Origin of the sequence: Kitasatospora sp. NPDC059827 (assembly GCF_042731675.1) — a bacterium.
GTDB lineage: Bacteria > Actinomycetota > Actinomycetes > Streptomycetales > Streptomycetaceae > Kitasatospora.
In genome coordinates, this window is record NZ_JBHWIV010000002.1 from 158,699 (window position 1) to 173,864 (window position 15,166).

Below are 15,166 nucleotides of genomic sequence, written 5' to 3' on the forward strand. Positions count from 1 at the left end.
GCCACATCCCCGAGCAGCGTCACCCCGCCGGGGCGCAGCACGCCGCCGAACCGCGGGAGCGGGCCGACCGGGGGAGGGCCAACCACCGGGCCCCGACTGCCTCCGCCGCCGTGCACGCCGACCGGGCGCCCCGACCCGACCAGCACGACCACACCGCCCTCCGGGCCGCGCTCGCCGCCGCCACCGAGGACACCGTCATCTACGACCTCGACGGCATCGGCCGCCAGTACGCCGCCCTGGGCGCCGAACTGCCCGGCGTCGCCGTCCGGTTCGCGATGAAGGCCTGCCCCGTCGACGAGGTGCTCGGCCACCTCGCCCGGCTCGGCTCCGGCTTCGACGCCGCCAGCCCGCAGGAGATCGCCCAGGCGCTGCGCACCGGGGTGGCCCCCGGGCTGATCCACTACGGCAACACCATCAAGTCCGACCGCAACATCGCCGAGGCCTACCGGCTGGGCGTGCGCGAGTTCGCCACCGACAGCCTGGAGGACGTCGCCGCGATCGCCGAACACGCCCCCGGGTCACGGGTGTTCTGCCGGATCGCGACCACCGGCGAGGGCGCCCTGTGGGGGCTCAGCCACAAGTTCGGCTGCTCGCCCGAGGACGCCCTGCGGGTGCTCGGCGCCGCCCGTACGGCCGGGCTGGTGCCCTCCGGGCTGTCCGTGCACGTCGGCTCCCAGCAGATGACCGCCGAGGCCTGGACCGCGGCGGTCGACTCGCTGGCCGCCGTCCTGGAGGCGCTCAACTGGCGTGGCATCACCCCGGACCGGATCAACCTCGGCGGCGGACTGCCCGCCCTCGGCGTCCTCGACCGGGGCGGCCGCCCGCTCGAACCGCCGCTGGACAAGATGTTCACGGTGATCCGCGAGGGCATGGACCGGCTGCGCGCCGTCAACGCCGCCCCGCTGGACTTCGTCCTGGAACCCGGCCGCCACCTGGTCGCCGACCACGGCGCGATCCGCGCCCACGTCGCCCGGCTCTCCTCCCGCCACCGGCTCGACGGCACCCGCGAGGACTGGCTCTACCTGAGCTGCGGGAAGTTCAACGGCCTGTACGAGATGGACCAGTTGCAGTACCGGCTGGAGTTCCCCACCCACCCCGGCGGGCAGTTCGTCAACGCCGTGGTGGCCGGCCCGACCTGCGACAGCGACGACGCGTACGCCCAGGAGGACGGCGCGGTGCGCGTCCCGCACGCGCTCGCCTCCGGCGATCCGGTCTGGATCCACTCCTGCGGCGCCTACGCCACCGCCTACGCCACCCGCGGCTTCAACGGCTTCCCGCCGCTGCCGTACACCTGCGTCGGCGGCGACCACCCCGAGGAGGGGCGCGGATGAGCGACACCCGGATCCGGCTGCTCCGGGAGGAGGACTGGCCGGACGTGATCGCCGCCGAGGAGCGCGCCTACGCCGCCAGCGGCCTCTCCGAGGGCGGTGCGGCGCTGCGCTCCCGGCACCGCGCCTCGCCGTCGACCTGCTTCGTGCTGGAGGACGCGGACGGCTTCGCCGGCTACCTGCTCGCCCTGCCGTACCCGCTGTTCCGCTGCCCGGACCTCAGCCTGGCGTCCGCGGGCGGCGTGGTGCGGCCCACGGAGAGCAACCTGCACGCCCACGACCTGGTGATCGCCGAGCGGGCGCGCGGCCGGGGCCTGGCCCCACGGCTGCTGCGGCACCTGGAGGAGTGCGGCCGGGCGGCCGGCCACCGCACCCTCTCGCTGGTCGCCGTGCGCGGCTCCGAGGTGCTGTGGACCGGCCTGGGCTACCGCGCCCGGCCGGAGATCGGGCTGCCCGCGAGCTACGGCGCCGCGGCCGTCTACATGGCCAAGCCGCTGGACCGCGCCCCGAACCCCGCGGACCCGACTCCCGGATCCGCACCCAGAGCCGAAGTGGGCTGATGCACATGACCTCCCCCGCGCGCGACGAGTTCCGCCGCTCCCAACTGGCCATCGGCGCACTGTTCTTCGCGCTCGGCTTCCAGTACGCGACCTGGGTGTCCCGGGTGCCCGCGCTCAAGGCGCGGCTCGACCTGGGCGAGGCCCAGATCGGCCTGCTGCTGATGACCTGCGGGATCGGCGCGGCGGTGTCGTTCCCGCTGGTGGCGGTGCTGATGCGGCGGTTCGGCTCCCGGCTGCTCTCGGTGCTGTCGGCGCTCGCCCTGGGCGTGGTCCTGCTCGCCCTGTCGGTGGTGCCGAACTACCCGGTCACCCTGCTGGTGCTGTTCTTCGACGGCGTCGCCGTCGGCTGCCTGAACGTGGCGATGAACGCCCAGGGCGCCGCCCTGGAGGCCCGCTTCGAGCGCACCACGATGTCCAGGCTGCACGCCACGTTCAGCGCCGGCTCGCTGCTGGCCGCCCTGCTGGCCTCCGGCGTCAACGCCTTCACCGGCAGCCTCGTCGTCCACTTCGGGCTGGCCGCCGCTCTGCTGGCGGTGCTGGCGCTGGCCGCCCGGCCGGGCCTGCTGGCCGAACGTCCGGACGGGGCCGAGAACCCGGACGGGGCCGCCGCCCCGGCGGAGCAGGCCGGGAAGAAGACCCGTCGCGGCTTCGCCCTGCCGGCCGCGGCCACCCTCTGGATGGGCCTGGCGATGGTCTTCGGCACCGTCACCGAGGGCGCGATGAACGACTGGTCGGCGCTCTACCTCAAGGACGTGGTGGACGCCGGTGCCGGACTCGCCCCGCTGGGCATCGCCGTCGTCTCGGTGATGATGGTCTGCGCCCGGATCTTCGCCGACGGCTGGCGCACCCGCTTCGGTGACGGCCGGATCGTCCGCACCGGCAGCCTGCTGGCCGGCCTCGGCCTCGCCCTCGCCCTGCTGACCGGCGGCGTGGTGCCGACCCTGCTCGGCTTCGCCTGCGTGGGCCTCGGCGTCGCCGCCGTCACCCCCTGCGTCTACGTCGCCGCCGCCCGCCAGGGCTCCGACGCGCTCTCCCTGGTGGCGGCGATGGGCACCACCGGCCTGCTGGCCGGCCCCGCCGTGATCGGCTTCATCGCCAGCGGCACCAGCCTGGTCTGGGGCATGGCCGCCGTCGCCGCCTCCGCCGCGGTGGTCTCGCTCTGCGCCACCCGGATCACCTGGCCGCAGCCCGCCGCCCCCGCGCCGGAACCCCGGCTCGCCGCCGAGGCCGGCTGACCGACCAGCGGTCCACCCCTCAGCCCTCGCCCGGCACGCCCGTACCCCCCGTTGCGGCGTGCCGGGCGAGCCCTTTTCCCGCCGCGGGCCGACCGGACGCCGACCCCTGACGCGCGGGGTCGGGGGCAAGTCCCGGCGCGGGAGGGGTGTCTGACGGGGTGTGGGGAGAGCGGTCTTCTAGAGTCGCCTGCGGTACGACCGTACGACGGTGTGACCGAGAGCCGTACGAGCCGCGAGTGAAGGAAGAGCAGCATGACCGAGCAGGCGCCCGAGCCCTACCAGCCCGTCGACGAGGACTGGCGGACCGCCGTGGCGATCGTCGCCCACCCCGACGACATGGAGTACGGCGGCGCGTCGGCCGTCGCCCGCTGGACCGCCCAGGGCAAGCAGGTGGTCTACGTGATGGTCACCAGCGGCGAGGCCGGGATCGACTCGATGGACCCGGAGCGGTGCGGCCCGCTGCGCGAGGCCGAGCAGCGAGCCTCCGCGCGGGTGGTCGGGGTGGAGACCGTCGAGTTCCTCGGGCACCCGGACGGCGTGGTCGAGTACGGGCTGCCGCTGCGCCGCGACATCGCCCGGGTGGTCCGCCGGCACCGGCCGGACATCGTGATCACCAGCAACTTCCGGGAGACCTACGGCGGCACGTTCCTCAACCAGGCCGACCACATCGCGGTCGGCCGGGCCACCCTGGACGGCGTGCGCGACGCCGGCAACCGCTGGGTGTTCCGCGAACTGCTGGACGAGGGCCACCAGCCCTGGAACGGCGTCCGGCAGATCTGGGCGGCCGCCTCGCCCGAGGCCCGGCACGCGGTGGACACCACCGACACCTTCGACCTGGGCGTCGCCTCGCTGGAGGAGCACAAGGCGTACCTGGCCGGGCTGGGCGGGGCGATGGCGGACGCCCGGGAGTTCCTGGAGGGCTTCGGCCGGGGCGCGGGCACCCGGCTGGGGACGCGCTTCGCGGTGCCGTTCGAGGTGTTCCCGCTGGGCTAACCGTCCTCGGGCCGGTGGGGGTCCTCGGACCGGTCGGGGTCCTCGGGCCGGTCGGAGGGCCTGCCGGCGTCGGCCTCCTCGCGGCGCCGGCGCCGGTAGCGCAGTACCTGCCGCAGCAGGAACGCCGCGACCAGGCCGCCGAGTCCGATCGCGAACCAGAGCTGGTAGCGGAGCGCCGTCCGGTAGACCGCACCGATGTTGGCCCCGGCGACGTACCCGAAGGTGCCCCAGACGGCCGTCCACAGCACCGCGCCGAGCAGGTTGAAGACGGCGAAGCGGCGCCAGGGCATCTCGGTGGTCCCGGCGATGATGCCGTTGTACTGGCGCAGCCCGTCCACGAAGCGGGCGACCGTGACGACCTTGCCGCCCTGCCGGGCGAAGAAGCCGTCGGCGCGTTCCATCCGGGCCGGGGTGAGCAGCACGTAGCGGCCCCAGCGGTGGACGAAGGCGCGCCCGCCGGTGTGGCCGATCAGGTAGCCGAGCATGTTGCCGACGGTGGCGGCGGCCGCCCCGATCAGCAGGACGGCGGCGAGGTCCAGGTGCCCGGTGCCCGCGTACACCGCGGCGAGCACCAGGACGGTCTGCCCGGGCACCGGGACGCCGCAGTTGTCCAGCAGCACGAGCAGCGCCACCGCCAGGTACCCGTAGTGGTCCAGCAGTGGCGCGAGCCCGGCGAGCGCTCCGGGCAGCGGGGTCGTGGGGGAGTGGGTCAGTGTTCCGCCAGGCGCGGTTCGACCAGGCAGTCCGGTCCCGGGTAGACCAGGCCCTGGTGGCCGTCCTCGAAGCGGACCACGTACGGCGGTTCGCCGTTGGTGCCGCGCACCTCGATGATCTCGCCCTTCCGGTCCACCATGCCCACGGACCTGCTGTGGATGTGGAGCTGGTCACCTATCGCTGCGTGCATGGTCTGCTCCTCGGGTCGTGCGGGCGTTCCGCTATCCACTGTGCTGCGCCGGGGACGGCCTCGCAACGGCTCGGGCGGCCGGGGCGGGGCGGGCCCGAGGGGGCGGGGGTCAGTGGGCGGGCAGTTGTTGCGCGAGGTAGCCGCGCACCAGCCGCTTGCACTCGGCGATCAGCGCCGGATCCCCGTGCGGGTCCCCCCGGAAGGCCAGCTTGAGCACCGCGTCGGCCGCCTCCAGGGCGACCCGCAGGGCGAGCGTGGTGGCCGCCGGGTCGCCGGCCTCGAACAGTTCGCCGCCGAGCGCCTGCAGCCGCAGGGCGACGGCGGTGTTGTTGTCCATGCCGGAGTCCAGCAGGTGCTTGTCGTTCCGCACCCCGGAGGGCACCGCCGTACCGGCGAGCCCGAAGTCGACCTGGCCGAAACCGGGCACCGCGCGCTTCATCGCGACGAACTCCTCCACCGCGAGGTCGGTGAACCCGGCCGGGCCGACCGGGGCGGAGCCGGCCAGCCGGTCGTCCAGGCGCTGGAGGTAGTGGTCGAGGTTGCGGGTGGCGAGGGCGGCCAGCAGGTCCTCCTTGCCGGCGAAGAACTGGTACAGGGTGCCGATCGGCACCTGGGCGCGCTGGGCGACCTCCTTGGTGGTCAGGGCGGTCGCGCCGACCTCGTCCAGCAGCCGGGCGCAGGCGTCCAGGATGCGGCCGTACCGCTCCTGGCTGCGCTGCTGGACCGGCCGCCGCCTGGCCGGTCCGGGGCTGTGCTGGAGACTCCGGGCGTCAACGCTCATGCCGCCAACTCTGCCGCATCCGCTGTTCCGACGGCGAATCATCGGGGCGGGGGAGTGCCGGAGTTTCGGTTGGGGTGCGAATGGACTGGTGGCCGGAGCTGAACGGCACGGTGGCGGGAAGGTAACCACGGGTTGGCTTTGGTCTTGTCGTGGACGCGAAGGCCGGTTCATACTCCTGGGGCGGATCACCTTGCGTGATCGACGCTTGGCTCTTCGTGGCGACCGTGGGCCCGTTCGGTGGACCCGGTCGCGATTGCGAAACGCGCATCCAGCTGTCTGTGGCGACGACGGGCGACACCGCCGCCACCCGAAGTCAGGACGGACCCGTGTGCCTCCATGCCCGAACCACGTCCCGCCGTACCCCGGCCCGTTGCGCCCCGCCCGGCTGTGCCGAGTCCCGCAGCGCCGAGTCCCGCAGCGCCGAGTCCCGCTGTGCGTCCCGTCGAACGGAAGGAGGGGGTCGGTACGGTGACAGTCTTCTCCACCGGGCGTGAGGCCCTCGACGCCGAGCACCGCCGTCAGTTCCTGGAGTCCGGGTACCTGGTCCTGCCCGGGCTGCTCCCGGAAGCGCTGCGCGAACGCCTCGCCCCCGAGGTGGACCGCTGGGTGGACGAGGGCCTGCGGGCCCGCTCGATCGCCGCCTGCACCGACCCGCGCCGCAACGGGCCGCCCCCGGTGCTGGAGCTGGAGCTCCCCGCGCACGGCGAACTGCTCACCCACCCGCCGCTGCTGCGGGCGCTGACCGGACTGATCGGCCGGTCCTTCGTCTTCCACCACCTGCACAGCGACCGCCAGGCCCCCGACCTCCCCGGCAAGCCGTGGCACCACGACTGCGAGCCCAACGACGGCTCCGACCCGTCGCTGCTGATGGTCCACGCGCTGCACTACCTCACCGGGCTGGACGAGCGGGTCGGCAGCCTGGCCGTGCTGCCCGGCTCGCACCGCCGCACCGCGGACAAGGGCGCCTACGCCCACCACGGCACCGGCGAACTGCCCGGCGAGGTGGTCCTCGACCGGCTGCCGCCCGGCACCACCGTGCTGCTCAACTCGGCCCTCTTCCACACCCGTAGACCGGCGCCCGACGGCGGGCCGGGCCGGCCGCGCTACTTCATCGACGCCTCCTACTGCCAGGTCGGAGCGCGCTGGCGCCCGGTGAAGCCGCACTGGCGGCAGATGCTCGCCCGGGCCCGCGAACTCGACCTGGCCGACGGCCAGTGGCCCGACCTGTTCGCGGAACACCACTTCACCGAGTACACCGGAACCGTCTGAACCTCCTGAGGAGCACCGCCGTGGAGATCGTCAGCGCCGTCGCCTACTCCGAGGTCCACCGGGCCTACCTGCGGGACCATCCGGTGGAACGCGCCCACGAGGGCAACACCAACCTGTACGGCGAGGAGAACCTGGAACGCGCCGACGAGGAGGTCCCCGGCGGTTGGTGGCGGGTCCGGCTGACCCGGGCCGACGTGCTCGGCGTGGTCCTGCCCTGGCATCTCAGCGAGGGCGGCGAGCGTGAACTCGTCCCGCGCAGCGGGCTGACCGTCGCCCGCGCGGTCGAGCGCGTCCGCTCCGGCGGCGCCGACTGGGCGGCGGCCAACCCGGTCTGCTCGGGGAAGCTCCGGCTGCTCGGCCGGGCACCGTTCACCGCGCTCTACCTCGCCACCGCGCCGGTCGACCACCCCGACTACGAGCGGCTGGCGGTCCGGCGCGGGCTGATCCACGTCGACGGCCTGCACCGCATGCTGGCCTGGGAACTGGCCGGACGCCTGCGCGACGGCACCGTGCTGGACGGGTACCTGGCGGGGGACCCGGCCGACCTCGACCCGCCCGGGCCGGGCCCTACGGTCCGTTCGCACCGCGCGGCCGGTACGGCCCGTACGGCCGACCCGGCCGGTCCGGTGCGTGCGGCCGACCCGGCCGGTCCGGTGCGTGCGGCCGACCCGGCGCGTACGGCGCAGACGGCCTGTACGGCCCGCGTGGTCCGGACGGGGGACGAGCCGGCGTGACCTCCGCGACCCAGCACCTCCGGGCCACCGCGCCCGACACCGGCTCGCTCACCGCCCTGCTGTCCGAGCGCGCCCGCACCCACCCCGACCGGCCCGCCGTCAGCGACGGCCGCCGCACCATCGACCACCGCACCCTGGACGCCGCCGCCGGGCGGATCGCCGCCCGGCTGGCCGCCGGCGGCACCGGGCGCGGCGACCGGGTCGCCCTGCTCGGCCCCCGGGACGCCCGGATGCTGGTGCTGCTGCACGGGGTGCTGCGCTCCGGCGCGGCCGCCGTGCTGACCGACCCGGACTGGACGGCCGCCGACCTGGCCCGGCGGCTGGCCGCCGTCGGGGTGGGGCGGGTGCTCGCCACCGAGGGCGGGGCCGCCGGCCCGGACGTCGAGGTCGTCGACGTGCTGGCGGGCGGGCAGGACGGCTGGCCGGACGACGCGGCGGAGGACGGGCCGGCGGGCGAGCCCGCCGAGGAGGGTGGCGGGCCCGGCGGGGAGGACCCGGCGTACCTGTCCTTCACCTCCGGATCGGGCGGCGAGCCCAAGGCCGTGACCGTCACCCACGCCAACGCCGTCCACTACGCCCACGCCCTGGCCGACCGGCTCGGGCTCACCGAGGCCGACGCCCCTCGACTCGCCCACGTCACCACCCTCGCCGCCGACCTCGGCCACACCGCCTGGCTGCTCGCCCTGGCCACCGGCGGCTCGGTGCACGTGGTGCCCGACCGGGAGGTGCGCGACCCCACGGCGTTCTGGACCACGCTGCGCCGCGCCGGGGTCGACACCGTGAAGACCACCCCCTCCCACCTGGCCGCGCTGCTGGAGGGCCGCCCGGCGGGCACCCCGCCGCTGCGCACCCTGCTGCTCGGCGGCGAGGCGCTGCCCCGCCCGCTCGCGGCCGCCCTGCTCGACGACGGCGTCACCGAACGGCTGGTCAACCACTACGGGCCGACCGAGACGACTGTCGGCGCGACCTGCTTCCTGGCCACCGCCGCCCGCCAACTCCCGGACGGGGAAGCGACCGTGCCGATCGGCAGCGGCATCGGAGAGGTGCTGCTCACCGTGGTGGACGGCGCCGGGCGGCCGGTGGCCGACGGCACGGTGGGGGAACTGCTGATCGGTGGGAGGGGCGTCAGCGCCGGGTACTTCGGGCGGCCCGAGGAGACCGCCCGGGGCTTCGTCCGGCGGGACGGCCGACGGACCTACCGGACCGGCGACCTGTGCCGCCGACGGGCCGACGGCGACCTGGTGTTCCTCGGTCGGGTGGACCGGCAGGTGAAGGTCCGCGGGTACCGGGTCGACCTCGCCGAGGTCGAGCGGGCGATGGACGGGTACCCGGGCGTGGCGGGCTCGGCGGCGCTGCTGCGGGAGACCTCCCCCGGGAGCCAACTGATCGGTGTGGTACGGCTGTTGGATCCCGCCGTCGACCTGTCGGGACTGGTCGACCGGCTGCGCGACCGGCTGCCCGGCTACTCCGTGCCGCAGCCGGTCCTGGTGCTGCCCGACTTCCCGTTCGGGCCGAACGGCAAGCTGGACCGGGCCCGGCTGGCCGAGCTGGTGGACCGACTGGTCGAGGCCCGCGCCGAGCCGACCGGTGCGGAGGGCCCGGCGGGTTCGGACGGTACGGCGGGTTCGGACGGTACGGCGAATGCGACGGCTGCGGCTGCGGCCGGGGACGGTCCGGCCGGGGAGATCGCCCGGTTCTGGGCCGGCGCGCTCGGCCTGCCCCGGATCGGACCGCGGACGGACGTGATCGGCCTCGGCGGGGACTCCATCCTCGCCATGCGCACCATCGCCCTGCTGCGCCGCTCCGGGCTGCGGGTCACCCACGAGGACTTCTACCGGTACCCGACGGCGGCCGGGCTGGCGTCGGCGGCCGTGCCCGTAGGTGCCCCAGTACCGGCGCCGAGGCACCCGGGCAGCGGTCAACTCGCCCCCGCCCAGCGCTGGTTGTACCGGCAGCGGGCGGTCGACGACCTGCGGCACTGGAACCAGTCGGTCCTGCTGCGCTGCCGCGCCGCCGTCGACCCGGCCGCGCTCTCGGCGGCACTCGCGGCCGTCCTGGAAGGCCACCCGGCGCTGCGCCGACCCGTCGGCCCGGACGGCCCCGGCGAACCGCTCGCCGTCGCGGACCTCGACCCGCTCTCCCACTCCCGCATCCCGGGCGCCGCGCGGGCGATCGCCGACACCGTCGCCGGGGTCTGCACCGAACTCCACCGCAGCCTCGACCCCTTGGCCGGCCGGCTGCTGCGCGCCCACCTGTTCACCGGCCCGCCCGGCACCGACCAGCGGCTCGCGCTGATCGCCCACCACCTGGTGGTCGACGGGCTGTCCTGGCGGATCCTGCTGGACGACCTCGCCCGGGCCTACCGGGCGGTGCTGGACGGCGAGCCGGTCGGACTGCCGCCGACGGCCGACTTCTACCGGTGGGCCGCCGCCGCCGCGCCCGCTGCCGCCGCGCCCGCCTCCCCACCCGCTGCCGCCGCGCCCGCTGCCCCCGCCCCCGCCCCCGCCGCCGACCCCGGTCCGCCCGTCCGACCGGCCGCGCTCAGCTGGGCGTTGGACACCGAGGCCACCGCCCGGCTGGTCGCCCGGTACGGCGGCGGCGCCGGGCTGGAGGCCGTCCTGCTGGACGCCTTCGCCGAGGCCGTCGTGCGGGCCGAAGCCGCCCTCGCCACGGACGGCCGCGGGCCCCGGCTCGCCGTGGAGGTCGAGACCCACGGCCGGGACGCGGTCGGCGACCCGGGCGAATTCCTGGACACCGTCGGCTGGTTCACCGCCGTCAAGCACGTCGAGCTGGACCCTGCGAGCGGCGCCGGACCGGCGGAGACGGCCCGCCGGCTGAGCGAGGCGCCCGTCCGGCCGATGGACGCCCCCGGTGCGCGACCGGACCTCGGGTTCAACTTCCTCGGCACCTTCCGGCTGCCCGAGGAACCCGCGCTGGACTGGACCGTCGCCGACGAGCAGGCCGGTACGGCCCGCTGCACCGGCGGCGACCCGCTGTACCGGCTGCGGCTCACCGCCCGGGTGGTGGAGCGGCGCCTGGTCGCCGACCTGGTGTACGGATGGCCGGCGGTGGGGCACCCGTCCGCCCGGCGGGTCCTCGACCGCTTCGCCGCGGTGCTCGGCGGGCCGACCGCCGACGAGCCCGTCCGCTCGCCGCTGTCCACCTCCGGGCAGCTGCTGCACAGCGGGGTGGCACCCACCGCCCGGGCGGTCGTCCGGGAACCCGCCCGGGTGCTGCTCACCGGCGCCACCGGCTACCTCGGGCGGCACCTGCTGGAGGCCTTCGGGCGGCGCGGCGCCGTGGTCACCTGCCTGGTGCGGGCCGCCGACGACGCCGCGGCCGTCCGGCGGCTGGCCGGTGGGCTGGCCGGCGGGCGGGCCGGTGGGACGGCCGCCCACGTCGTCGCCGGGGACCTCGAACGGGACGGTCTGGGCCTGTCCCCGGCCGGGCTGGAACGGGCCCGGGAGGCCCGGATCGTGGTGCACGCGGCGGCGGACGTCCGGCTGGTCGCGGCGCCCGAGGAGCTGGAGCGGGCCAACCACGCGGCGGTGCGCCGACTGCTCGGCTGGGTCGGCGAGCACACCCCGCAGGCCCGGCTCCACCACGTCTCCACGCTGACCGTGTCCGGCGGCGTGGACGGCCCCCCGCGCCGGTTCGGCGAGGCGGACCTGTGGATCGGTCAGCGGTTCCGCACCCCGTACGAGCGCAGCAAGTACCGGGCCGAGCAGGCCGTCCGGGCCTGGGCGGCCGGCGGGCACCCCGCCTACCTGTACCGCAGCGGCCACATCGCCGCGCACAGCCTGACCGGCGCCTTCCAGGCCAACTCCGGCGACAACCGGGTCTACCAGCTGGTGCGCGGCTACCTGCTGGCCGGCGCCGCCCCCAGTCGCCCGGACACGGCCTTCGCGTTCTCGTACGTGGACACGGTGGCCGCCGGGATCGCCGCGATCGCCCTCGACCCGTACGCGGCGCCCGGCGCCTACCACGTCGAGAACCCGCACCCGACGCCGCACGACGAACTGGTGGGCTGGCTCGCCGCGCACGGCCGCCCCGTCCGGCTCACCGACGAGGCGGGCTTCGCGGCCGCCATCGCCCGGGCCGAGCGGCGGCACCCGACGGCCGCCCGGCTGGCCGCCGCCTGGGCCCAGCAGGAGGAGCGCAACGTCCGGGTGGACTGCGGCTACACCACCGCCGTGCTGGACCGGCTGGGCGTCCGCTTCGCCGCGCCGACGGCGCAGTGGTGGGCGGCCGCGCAGACCTGGGCCGCCGAGGCCGGCCAACTGCCGCCACCCCGCTGAACCGTTTCGCCTCGCCGTCCGGACCGACCTGTCCCGCCCCGACCGACCTGTCCCGTTCCTACCGACCCTTCGTCCCGCCGTTCCGTCCCGCCGCTCCGTCCCGCCGCTCCGACCCGCCCCGAGAGAAGGCAGACTCCGTTGTCCCAGCTCTCCCCCGTGCTCAAGCAGGCCACCCCCGTCGTCGCCGTACGCGGCGAAGGCCTCCACCTCTACGACGCCGCCGGCCGCCGCTACCTCGACTTCACCTCCGGCGTCGGCGTGACCAGCACCGGCCACTGCCACCCGAGGGTGGTCGAGGCCGTCCGCGAACAGGCCGGCCGGCTGCTGCACGGCCAGTACACCACCGTGCTGCACGACCAACTGCTCACCCTCACCGACCGCTTGGGCGACGTCCTGCCGCCCGGTCTGGACTCGCTCTGCTTCGCCACCGCCGGGACGGAGGCGGTGGAGACGGCGCTGCGGCTGGTCCGGCACGCCACCGGGCGGCAGAACGTGATCGTCTTCGAGGGCTCCTTCCACGGCCGCACCATGGGCGCCGCCTCGCTCACCACCGCCGGGACCCGCTTCCGGGCGGGCATCGGCCCGCTGCCGCCCGGGGTCGCGGTGGCGCCCTTCCCGGCCGCCTTCCGGCTCGGACTGTCCGAGGAGGAGGCGGTGGCGCACGCCCTGCGCGGGCTGGACGAGGTGCTGGCGACCGTCTCCGCCCCCGCCGAGACCGCCGCCCTGTTCGTCGAACCGGTGCTCGGCGAGGGCGGTTACGTCCCCGCCCCGGCCGGGTTCCTGGCCGGGCTGCGCGAGCGCGCCGACCGGCACGGCCTGCTGCTGGTGCTGGACGAGGTGCAGACCGGCTTCGGCCGCACCGGCCGGTTCTGGGCCCACCAGCACGAGGCGGCCCACCCGTACGGGACGGGCTTCCGGCCCGACGTGCTGATCACCGCCAAGGGCCTGGCCAGCGGCTTCCCGCTGTCCGCCGTCGCCGCGCCGACCGATCTGATGCGGCGCGCCTGGCCCGGCTCCCAGGGCGGCACCTACGGCGGGAACCCGGTGGCCTGCGCCGCCGCCCTGGCCACCCTGGACGTGCTGCGCGAGGAACGGCTGGTGGAGAACGCGGCCGAGCAGGGCGAGCGGCTGCTGGACGGCCTGCGGACGGTCGCCGCCGGGGTGCCCGGCATCGGCGACGTCCGGGGCCTCGGGCTGATGGCGGCCAGTGAGTTCTGCCGCCCGGACGGCTCGCCGGATCCGGAGACGGCCCGGCGGGTGCAGCAGGCGGCGGCCGAGCTCGGACTGCTCCTGCTGCTCTGCGGGATCCACCTCAACGTGGTCCGGATGATCCCCGCGCTGGTCGTCACGGCCGCGCAGGTCGACGAGGCACTGGCGCTCTGGTCCAAGGCCGTCGCGGCCGGGACGGGGCAGGAGGAGGCGCTGTGAACGAGCACGCCGTGACCGAGATCGGCTGGAGCAGCCTGGAGTTGGAGGCCCGGCGGCAGATGTGGTCGCTGCCGCTGAGCGACGGTGAGCGGAACCTGCTGTGGGCCGACGCCCGGGCCCGGCGCTGGGGCGCGGCCGGGCCGGTGCGCGAGCGGCTGCGGTCCTTCGTCCGGGAGGCCGTCGACTCGGTCGGGATCACCCACGTCGCCAACCTGGTCGACCCGGAGCAGCCGGAGCGCGAGATCACCGAGGTGCTCTCCTTCCTGCTGCGGGACCACGGCCGGATCGTCCCGCAGAACGGCCGCGGCGACCTCACCTCGGTGCTGCGCGACCACGACGGGGACGGCAACACCGAACTCGGATTCCACTGCGACACCTGCGACCTGCTCGTCCTGCTCTGCCTCCAACCCGCCTACCACGGCGGGGGGCTGACCAAGCTGGCGAGCGCCCGGCACGTCCACGACCTGATCGGCCGGGAACGGCCGGACGCCCTGGCCACGCTCTGCCAGGACTGGACCTTCGACCGGACCGGCCGGGCGGGCCCGCAGCTGGTCGTCACCCCGATCCTGTATCCGAGGAAGGACGGCACGACCGGCTGCTACTACCAGACCCGGACCGTCCGCTCCTCACCCGACCGCGGCGGACCGGAACTGACGGACCGTCAGTGGGAGGCGCTCGGCGTGCTGGACGAGGTGCTGTACCGCCCGGAGATCGCCTTCGGCCTGCCGATGGCCGCCGGCGACCTGCTGATCATCCGCAACAGCCGCGTCCTGCACGGACGTTCGGCGTACGTCGACGAACCCGGCCGGTACGCCCGGCGGATGCTGCGGATCTGGCTCAACGAGGGGGAGACGTGGGCGCCGTGAACCGACCGGACGGAAAGGTCGCCGTGGTCACCGGCGGCGGCAGCGGGCTCGGCCGGGCCTCCGCGCTGGCCCTGGCCGGCGCCGGCTGGACGCTGGTGCTCGCGGGCCGCCGCAAGGACGCGCTGGAGGAGACCGCCGCACTCGCCGTCGACACCGGGGCCGTCGACCCGGAACGGGTGCTGGCCGTGCCCACCGACATCCGCAACCCCGAGGAGGTCTCCCGGCTGTTCGACGCCGTCCGCGACCGCTACGGCCGGCTCGACCTGCTCTTCAACAACGCGGGCGCCGCCGCCCCGCGCCGGCCCATCACCGAGACGACCTTCCAGGACTGGAACCGCGTCCTGGACACCATCGTCACCGGCAGCTTCCTGTGCGCCCGGGAGGCCTTCCGGCTGATGAGCACCCAGCAGCCGCAGGGCGGCCGGATCATCAACAACGGCGCGCCCTCCGCGCACGTGCCGCGCCCCCACTCCCACGCCTACACGGCCGCCAAGCACGCCGTCCTCGGCCTCACCAAGGTGCTCGCCCTGGACGGCCGGCCCTACGGCATCACCTGCGGGCAGATCGACGTCGGCAACGTCAGCCCGCCGGACGGCGCCCCGCAGCCCGCCGCCACCCAGGCCGACGGGACGTCGGCGGTGGAGGCGACCATCCCGGTCGACCGCTTCACCGACGCCCTGCTGCTGATGGCCGCGCAGCCGCCGGACACCACCATCCAGTCCCTGGTGGTCCTGCCGGCCACCATGCCGTTCGTCGGAAGGGGTTGACCC

13 protein-coding genes are annotated in these 15,166 nt (G+C 75.6%); 10 read left to right on the forward strand and 3 right to left on the reverse strand.

Annotated elements, in window-relative coordinates:
* Positions 1-110: 110 nt before the first annotated feature.
* The 4 genes from ACFV8H_RS01935 to ACFV8H_RS01950 all read left to right on the forward strand — a co-directional run bounded on the left by ACFV8H_RS01935 (position 111) and on the right by ACFV8H_RS01950 (position 4,116).
* Complete coding sequence (locus ACFV8H_RS01935) at positions 111-1,331, forward strand: type III PLP-dependent enzyme (RefSeq protein ID WP_380396163.1); 1,221 nt, start codon at positions 111-113, stop codon at positions 1,329-1,331.
* A complete protein-coding gene (locus tag ACFV8H_RS01940) occupies positions 1,328-1,888 on the forward strand; it encodes a GNAT family N-acetyltransferase (protein ID WP_380396099.1) in 561 nt (186 codons plus the stop codon). Before ACFV8H_RS01935 ends, ACFV8H_RS01940 begins: the two co-directional genes overlap by 4 nt.
* The gene (locus tag ACFV8H_RS01945) at positions 1,888-3,123 is read left to right on the forward strand and encodes an MFS transporter (RefSeq protein ID WP_380396100.1); all 1,236 of its coding nucleotides are present in this window, start codon (positions 1,888-1,890) and stop codon (positions 3,121-3,123) included. The genes ACFV8H_RS01940 and ACFV8H_RS01945 overlap by 1 nt, the downstream gene beginning before the upstream one ends.
* A 252-nt stretch (positions 3,124-3,375) precedes the next feature.
* Positions 3,376-4,116 (forward strand): PIG-L deacetylase family protein, encoded by a 741-nt coding sequence (locus ACFV8H_RS01950; protein ID WP_380396101.1) that lies wholly within the window; start codon positions 3,376-3,378, stop codon positions 4,114-4,116.
* On the opposite strand, the gene ACFV8H_RS01955 is transcribed toward ACFV8H_RS01950, so the two are convergent.
* From ACFV8H_RS01955 to ACFV8H_RS01965, 3 genes are all read right to left on the reverse strand, one after another.
* Positions 4,113-4,748 (reverse strand): DedA family protein, encoded by a 636-nt coding sequence (locus ACFV8H_RS01955; protein WP_380396102.1) that lies wholly within the window; start codon positions 4,746-4,748, stop codon positions 4,113-4,115. The genes ACFV8H_RS01950 and ACFV8H_RS01955 overlap by 4 nt on opposite strands.
* Before the next feature lie 77 nt (positions 4,749-4,825).
* Positions 4,826-5,020: a DUF1918 domain-containing protein gene (locus tag ACFV8H_RS01960; RefSeq protein ID WP_380396103.1), complete on the reverse strand. Its 195-nt coding sequence runs from the start codon at positions 5,018-5,020 to the stop codon at positions 4,826-4,828.
* A gap of 109 nt (positions 5,021-5,129) precedes the next feature.
* Positions 5,130-5,801, reverse strand: a complete 672-nt coding sequence (locus tag ACFV8H_RS01965; RefSeq protein ID WP_380396104.1) for a TetR/AcrR family transcriptional regulator — start codon at positions 5,799-5,801, stop codon at positions 5,130-5,132.
* Positions 5,802-6,269: 468 nt separating this feature from the next.
* Here ACFV8H_RS01965 and ACFV8H_RS01970 point away from each other — a divergent pair, with 468 nt between their 5' ends.
* The 6 genes from ACFV8H_RS01970 (at position 6,270) to ACFV8H_RS01995 (ending at position 15,163) form a co-directional block, all read left to right on the forward strand.
* Positions 6,270-7,070: a phytanoyl-CoA dioxygenase family protein gene (locus ACFV8H_RS01970; RefSeq protein WP_375886154.1), complete on the forward strand. Its 801-nt coding sequence runs from the start codon at positions 6,270-6,272 to the stop codon at positions 7,068-7,070.
* Between the two features lie 20 nt (positions 7,071-7,090).
* Positions 7,091-7,804: a DUF6309 family protein gene (locus ACFV8H_RS01975; RefSeq protein WP_380396105.1), complete on the forward strand. Its 714-nt coding sequence runs from the start codon at positions 7,091-7,093 to the stop codon at positions 7,802-7,804.
* Positions 7,801-12,102, forward strand: coding sequence for an AMP-binding protein (locus tag ACFV8H_RS01980; RefSeq protein WP_380396106.1), 4,302 nt, complete (start codon positions 7,801-7,803; stop codon positions 12,100-12,102). Before ACFV8H_RS01975 ends, ACFV8H_RS01980 begins: the two co-directional genes overlap by 4 nt.
* 138 nt (positions 12,103-12,240) lie before the next feature.
* Complete coding sequence (locus ACFV8H_RS01985; protein ID WP_380396107.1) at positions 12,241-13,530, forward strand: aspartate aminotransferase family protein; 1,290 nt, start codon at positions 12,241-12,243, stop codon at positions 13,528-13,530.
* Positions 13,527-14,396, forward strand: coding sequence for a TauD/TfdA family dioxygenase (locus ACFV8H_RS01990; RefSeq protein WP_380396108.1), 870 nt, complete (start codon positions 13,527-13,529; stop codon positions 14,394-14,396). Before ACFV8H_RS01985 ends, ACFV8H_RS01990 begins: the two co-directional genes overlap by 4 nt.
* A complete protein-coding gene (locus tag ACFV8H_RS01995; protein WP_380396109.1) occupies positions 14,393-15,163 on the forward strand; it encodes an SDR family oxidoreductase in 771 nt (256 codons plus the stop codon). The genes ACFV8H_RS01990 and ACFV8H_RS01995 overlap by 4 nt, the downstream gene beginning before the upstream one ends.
* The last annotated feature ends 3 nt before the right edge of the window (positions 15,164-15,166 follow it).

Coding starts and splice junctions, on each gene's coding strand:
- ACFV8H_RS01940 (WP_380396099.1), top strand. CDS start 1,328: ATGAGCGACACCCGGATCCGGCTGCTCCGGGAGGAGGACTGGCCGGAC.
- ACFV8H_RS01945 (WP_380396100.1), top strand. CDS start 1,888: ATGCACATGACCTCCCCCGCGCGCGACGAGTTCCGCCGCTCCCAACTG.
- ACFV8H_RS01950 (WP_380396101.1), top strand. CDS start 3,376: ATGACCGAGCAGGCGCCCGAGCCCTACCAGCCCGTCGACGAGGACTGG.
- ACFV8H_RS01960 (WP_380396103.1), bottom strand. CDS start 5,020: ATGCACGCAGCGATAGGTGACCAGCTCCACATCCACAGCAGGTCCGTG.
- ACFV8H_RS01965 (WP_380396104.1), bottom strand. CDS start 5,801: ATGAGCGTTGACGCCCGGAGTCTCCAGCACAGCCCCGGACCGGCCAGG.